The organism is Duncaniella muricolitica, assembly GCF_910574735.1.
In the GTDB taxonomy this organism is placed as follows: Bacteria; Bacteroidota; Bacteroidia; order Bacteroidales; family Muribaculaceae; genus Duncaniella; species Duncaniella muricolitica.
Genome location: NZ_CAJTCF010000131.1, coordinates 1 through 5,498, shown reverse-complemented (window position 1 = coordinate 5,498; position 5,498 = coordinate 1). Strand labels below are relative to the sequence as shown.

At 50.1% G+C, this 5,498-nt stretch carries 5 protein-coding genes; 4 read left to right on the top strand and 1 reads right to left on the bottom strand.

The window, feature by feature from the left end:
- The first annotated feature begins 248 nt into the window (after positions 1-248).
- Entirely contained in the window at positions 249-1,256 is a 1,008-nt protein-coding gene (locus QGT73_RS16895) for a M28 family peptidase (protein WP_280123205.1), read from the top strand.
- A 332-nt stretch (positions 1,257-1,588) separates the two neighbouring features.
- The gene (locus QGT73_RS16890; protein ID WP_280123204.1) at positions 1,589-2,014 is read left to right on the top strand and encodes an HIT family protein; all 426 of its coding nucleotides are present in this window, start codon (positions 1,589-1,591) and stop codon (positions 2,012-2,014) included.
- 192 nt (positions 2,015-2,206) lie between these two features.
- Here QGT73_RS16890 and QGT73_RS16885 read toward each other — a convergent pair whose 3' ends face one another.
- A complete protein-coding gene (locus QGT73_RS16885; protein WP_123616517.1) occupies positions 2,207-2,758 on the bottom strand; it encodes an NADH peroxidase in 552 nt (183 codons plus the stop codon).
- 186 nt (positions 2,759-2,944) lie between these two features.
- Between QGT73_RS16885 and QGT73_RS16880 the strand changes: the two genes are divergently transcribed.
- Both QGT73_RS16880 and pckA read left to right on the top strand, forming a co-directional pair.
- A complete protein-coding gene (locus QGT73_RS16880) occupies positions 2,945-3,295 on the top strand; it encodes a hypothetical protein (RefSeq protein ID WP_123616518.1) in 351 nt (116 codons plus the stop codon).
- A gap of 388 nt (positions 3,296-3,683) precedes the next feature.
- Positions 3,684-5,288 (top strand): phosphoenolpyruvate carboxykinase (ATP), encoded by a 1,605-nt coding sequence (pckA, locus tag QGT73_RS16875; RefSeq protein ID WP_280123203.1) that lies wholly within the window; start codon positions 3,684-3,686, stop codon positions 5,286-5,288.
- The last annotated feature ends 210 nt before the right edge of the window (positions 5,289-5,498 follow it).

The window sequence follows — 5,498 nt, the reverse complement described above, 5'->3', positions numbered from 1 at the left end:
CCGATACGGCCTGGAAAAGCGGACAATCGCCGCTTGACGCTATCCTTGCCCTCGTCTAATAAAGGCGAGCCAAATCATCATGTCTTTACTTTGGCTGAATAGTTACCGCAACAATATATGCATGTTATAAATTGTTAACACAAGCGAGATTTTTGTAACGAAGTTGTCGGGGTTTTGTAACTAAGTTGTAACTTTGCAATACAATACCACCGTAACCTAATGCGGTGAGCAAAAAAGGATAAACCATCATGAAAGGCATAGGCAAAGCTACCTGCATCATTGCAGCCACACTCTGCGTGGCGGCGGTAAGTTGCCGCACGACAGGGAACGGGGACACTCAGACAGAAAAAATGTCAGGAAGCGTCATCAAATCTCCCGCAACATTTGACAGCGACAGCGCGTATGCCTACGTAGCCCGGCAAGTGGCCATGGGCCCCCGCATACCTGGCACCCGCGCCAATGCCGAATGTGCCGAATATATCCGCACCGAACTGATGCGTCACGGGGCCGACACAGTGACCGAGCAGCGCGCCACCGTGACAGCCTATAACGGCGACCGTCTGCCCATCAACAATCTGATGGGTCGCTTCAACACAGAGGCTCCGGCAAGAATACTCCTTGTGGCTCATTATGACACACGTCCCTGGGCCGACAGCGACCCGGAGCAGATAAATCACCTCGAGCCCATGCCAGGAGCCAATGACGGAGCGAGCGGAGTGGGCGTCATCCTCGAGATAGCCCGACATCTCTCGGTCAACAAACCGGCCATCGGAGTAGACATGCTGCTGGTCGACGCGGAGGATTACGGACAGTCGTCGGGATTTTCCAACCATGACGAGACATGGGCTCTCGGCACACAATATTGGACGGAACATATGCCCTACACCCAGGACAATATGCCTCGCTATGCCATACTTCTGGATATGGTGGGAGGTATAGACGCGAAATTTCACCGCGAGTATTTCTCCAATAACTATGCACGCAACATCGTTGACAAGGTGTGGGGCATCGCAGCCCGCTCGGGCTACAGCGACCGTTTTGTAAACCTGGACGGCGGCGCAGTGGTGGATGACCATTTGTATCTCAACCGTGCAGGCATCCCGGCTATCGACATAGTTGAATCGAAAAACGAAGTGACCAAGTCATTCTCCCCCACATGGCACACTGTAGACGACAATATGGACAACATTGACCGCTCTTCACTCAAAGCTGCCGGCCAGACAGTGCTCAATGTGATATACAACGAAAGCATTTAAAACATCCTATCTATAAAACAAGGAGGCCGGATAAGCCTCCTTGTTTTATTTCAGGCAACGAGGCTTCTGCCCAAACCACAAAAAAAATCTCCTGCATGGCCACTCGGTCGGCAGGAGTTTGAAAAGAGTGGGTGGATAGGTCTAATATCCAATCATCAATGTTAAGCTGTAATTATGAAATATTAATTATACAGCAAATATACTACACATTTATCATATTTCCAAGCGTTTTAATAAATAATTTGAAAATATTTAGTAAAAATTCTATAATACTGAATATTTGATTAACTTTGCGACACACAATAAACTAACCCCTTAAATCAGAACACAACATGTACAGCGACCCTAAAGATTGCCTTTATTGTACTAATAACGAAACACTTAAAAGTCTCATGCTCCCTATCGCCGAGCTGAGCGTATCAAGAGCATTCCTTTTTAAAGAGCAGACTTATCGCGGACGTTGCCTCGTGGCCTACAACGGCCATGTCAATGACCTAAACGAGCTGTCAGATGCTGAGCGCGACGCTTTTATGGCGGATGTAGCCCGTGTGACCCGCGCCATGCAGCGAGTGTTCAACCCCGAGAAAATCAATTATGGCGCATATAGCGACAAGCTTTCCCACCTGCACTTTCATCTCGCGCCCAAGTATGTGGACGGCCCCGACTATGGCGGCACTTTCCGCATGAATCCTGGCGAGGTATACCTCTCCGATGAGGAGTATGCCAGGATGATTGACGACATCAAGGCCGCGTTATAATCGACTACATCAAGGCCGCGCTATAATCGACTACATCAAGAGCGTGTTTAATAACAAACAAAGAACGCAGGAGTCCAGATCAGACTCTTGCGCTCCTTGTTTTTAGCAGTGCGTTAATAACAAAGACAGGAGTACGGAAGAGTTAAAATGAGTTCTCGCACTCCTGTCCTGATTTTTTATGCTACGTATTTTTTACTTACCGAAGTAGCGGCGGAAGAGGCCTTCAAAGCCGCGGCCGTGACGGGCTTCATCCTTAGCCATTTCATGAACTGTATCATGGATAGCATCAAGGTTGAGCTGCTTGGCACGGGAAGCGATGCGCATCTTGTCGGCACATGCCCCTGACTCGGCGTTCATGCGCTTTTCGAGATTGGTCTTGGTGTCCCACACCACGTCGCCGAGAAGTTCGGCAAACTTGGATGCATGGTCGGCCTCCTCGAGAGCGTAGCGACGGAAAGCCTCGGCGATTTCGGGATAGCCTTCGCGATCGGCCTGACGCGACATCGCGAGATACATGCCCACCTCGGTACATTCACCCATAAAGTGAGCGTTGAGGTCCTTCTTCATCTCGTCGTCGGTGTCGGCAGCGATACCGATTACATGCTCCGTAACGAAGTTAAGGGGCTCATTCTCGTCAAGTTCCTTGAACTTGGAAGCGGGAACGCCACACTGGGGGCACTTCTCGGGGGCTGCTTCGCCCTCATGCACATAACCGCACACGGTGCATATAAATTTCTTTTTCATTGTAATGTAGTGATATTAATGATTATTGTTGAATTGTCAATTGTTTCGATAATGCAAAGATACACATTGAAAATGACAGACGCAATATCAATTTCAAAAAAATTCTTAAGAAACAAGCCGTGGCTCAACCCGTGTGGGGAACGACGTGTTGTAGAGATAAACGTTAACTCTAAAGAATAAAAGATTATGGATTCAAAACAAGCAGACATAGCAAAATGCGCAAGCAAGGTCTCGGAAGAGGCTGCAAAGGTAAGCGCAGAGGCAGCCAAAGTGGCGACCGATGCCAGGGTTAAAGCCGACAAGGAGGCTGTGGCCGATAAAGTGGCTCAGGCCAAGGATGCGGTCGGCGACAAGATAGATGATGTGAAGAGCACCGTGGCATCGACGGTGGCCGACGCGAAAGAGTCGCTGTCGGCTTCGGCCGAAGACCTGAAGGAAAAGGCCGCTCCTATCATAGACAAAGTAAAATCGGGCGCGGCCAGCGCACTCGATTCAATAGCCGGTGCCGCCGCCAATCTGGCCGATAAACTGAAATAGGCGGAGGCTGTAAATAAATAGGTATAAACCTAATACTAATCTAAAACACCGGGCCGTCTCCCCTCGGCAACAATTGATGTTGCGTGGGAGACGGCTTTTAATATAGAGTATAGGACTTGGCAGGTGTTAATTTGCGTTAAGGAAGGTTAGCACGGACGAACTACCCGCCACGACCGTGTGTTGTCAATATGATGCAGTGTAGGGGGTGCTGACGCGGATGTGTAACTATTCACGCGCCAATAAAGAAAAATTTCTTTAATTATGCGTTTATTTCGCAAAAAAGTCACTACCTTTGCATTCGGATAAGAAGATAATCATTCAATTCTAATTTCTTTTTCAGAAATATCAATTTCCACACATATATCAACCAACACTCTAACTGTTTACAATGAGTACAATTGATTTATCTCAGTATGGCATCACCGGCGCAAAGGTGATCCACAACCCCAGCTACGACCAGCTGTTTATCGACGAAGTTAAGCCCGGCCTCGAGGGCTACGAGAAAGGTCAGGAGACCGAGCTCGGCGCAGTAAATGTAATGACCGGCATCTATACCGGCCGTTCACCCAAGGACAAATTTTTCGTAAAGGACGCTACCAGCGAAAACTCTATCTGGTGGACATCAGAGGAGTACAAGAACGATAACAAGGCCATCACACCCGAGGCCTGGAAGGCTCTCAAGGCTATCGCCGACAAGGAGCTTTCTGACAAAACCCTCTATGTAGTAGACGCATTCTGCGGCACCAACCCCGACACCCGTCTGGCTGTACGCTTCGTAATGGAGGTTGCATGGCAGGCTCACTTCGTGACCAACATGTTCATCCGCCCCACCGAAGAGGAACTCAAAAACTTCACCCCCGACTTTGTAGTGCTCAATGCCTCCAAGGCTAAGGTTGAAAACTGGAAGGAACTCGGCATCAACTCCGAGACCTGCGTAGCTTTCAACCTCACCGAGCGTATGCAGCTCATCATCAATACCTGGTATGGCGGCGAGATGAAGAAGGGTATGTTCTCGATCATGAACTACTACAACCCCCTCCGCGGCATCGCTTCGATGCACTGCTCGGCCAACACCGACATGGAAGGCGAGAACACCGCCATCTTCTTCGGCCTCTCCGGCACAGGCAAGACCACCCTTTCGACCGACCCGAAGCGTCTCCTTATCGGTGACGACGAGCACGGCTGGGACGACAACGGCGTGTTCAACTACGAGGGCGGCTGCTATGCCAAGGTTATCAACCTCGACAAAGAGAGCGAGCCCGATATCTACAACGCTATCCGTCGCGATGCCCTCCTCGAGAACGTAACCGTTGACGCCAACGGCAAGATCGACTTCACCGACAAGAGCGTTACCGAGAACACCCGCGTAAGCTACCCCATCGACCACATCAAGAACATCGTACGTCCCTCACGCGGTCCCGCCGCCAAGAACGTCATCTTCCTGTCGGCCGACGCTTTCGGTGTGCTTCCTCCCGTTTCTATCCTGACACCCGAGCAGACCAAGTATTACTTCCTCTCAGGTTTCACCAGCAAGCTCGCCGGTACAGAGCGCGGCATCACCGAGCCCACCCCGACATTCTCTGCTTGCTTCGGTGCAGCATTCCTCTCACTCCACCCCGTGAAGTATGCCGAGGAGCTCGTTAAGCGCATGGAGCAGAGCGGTGCCAAGGCTTATCTCGTAAACACCGGCTGGAACGGCACAGGCAAGCGTATCTCTATCCGCGACACCCGCGGCATCATCGACGCTATCCTCGACGGCTCAATCCTCACCGCCCCCACCAAGAAGATGCCTATCTTCGACTTTGAGGTTCCGACCGCTCTTCCCGGCGTTGACCCCAACATCCTCGACCCCCGCGACACCTACGCTAACCCCGCAGAGTGGACCGAGAAGGCTGACAAGCTCGCCGAGATGTTCATCAACAACTTCAAGAAGTTTGAAGGCAACGAGGCCGGCAAGGCTCTCGTGGCTGCAGGCCCCCACGTTGAGAAGTAAAAAAACTTCAGCATAAAAAAATCCCGAGGCGCGAATGTCGCGCTTCGGGATTTTTTTATGCTGAAGTTTTTTAGTTTAGAGTGTTGAAAGTTTAGAGTGAAGTTGTTCAAACTTATTTCGAGATGTTAATAATACAGTAAAATAATAAAAATACAGCGCATTCAGCAAAGGGCGCACTATATTATAGTTCCCACACTCTAATATACCGTA

Bases quoted from the DNA above. Each gene is read 5' to 3' on its own strand.
- QGT73_RS16895 (WP_280123205.1), top strand. From the start codon at position 249: ATGAAAGGCATAGGCAAAGCTACCTGCATCATTGCAGCCACACTCTGC.
- QGT73_RS16890 (WP_280123204.1), top strand. From the start codon at position 1,589: ATGTACAGCGACCCTAAAGATTGCCTTTATTGTACTAATAACGAAACA.
- QGT73_RS16885 (WP_123616517.1), bottom strand. From the start codon at position 2,758: ATGAAAAAGAAATTTATATGCACCGTGTGCGGTTATGTGCATGAGGGC.
- QGT73_RS16880 (WP_123616518.1), top strand. From the start codon at position 2,945: ATGGATTCAAAACAAGCAGACATAGCAAAATGCGCAAGCAAGGTCTCG.
- pckA (WP_280123203.1), top strand. From the start codon at position 3,684: ATGAGTACAATTGATTTATCTCAGTATGGCATCACCGGCGCAAAGGTG.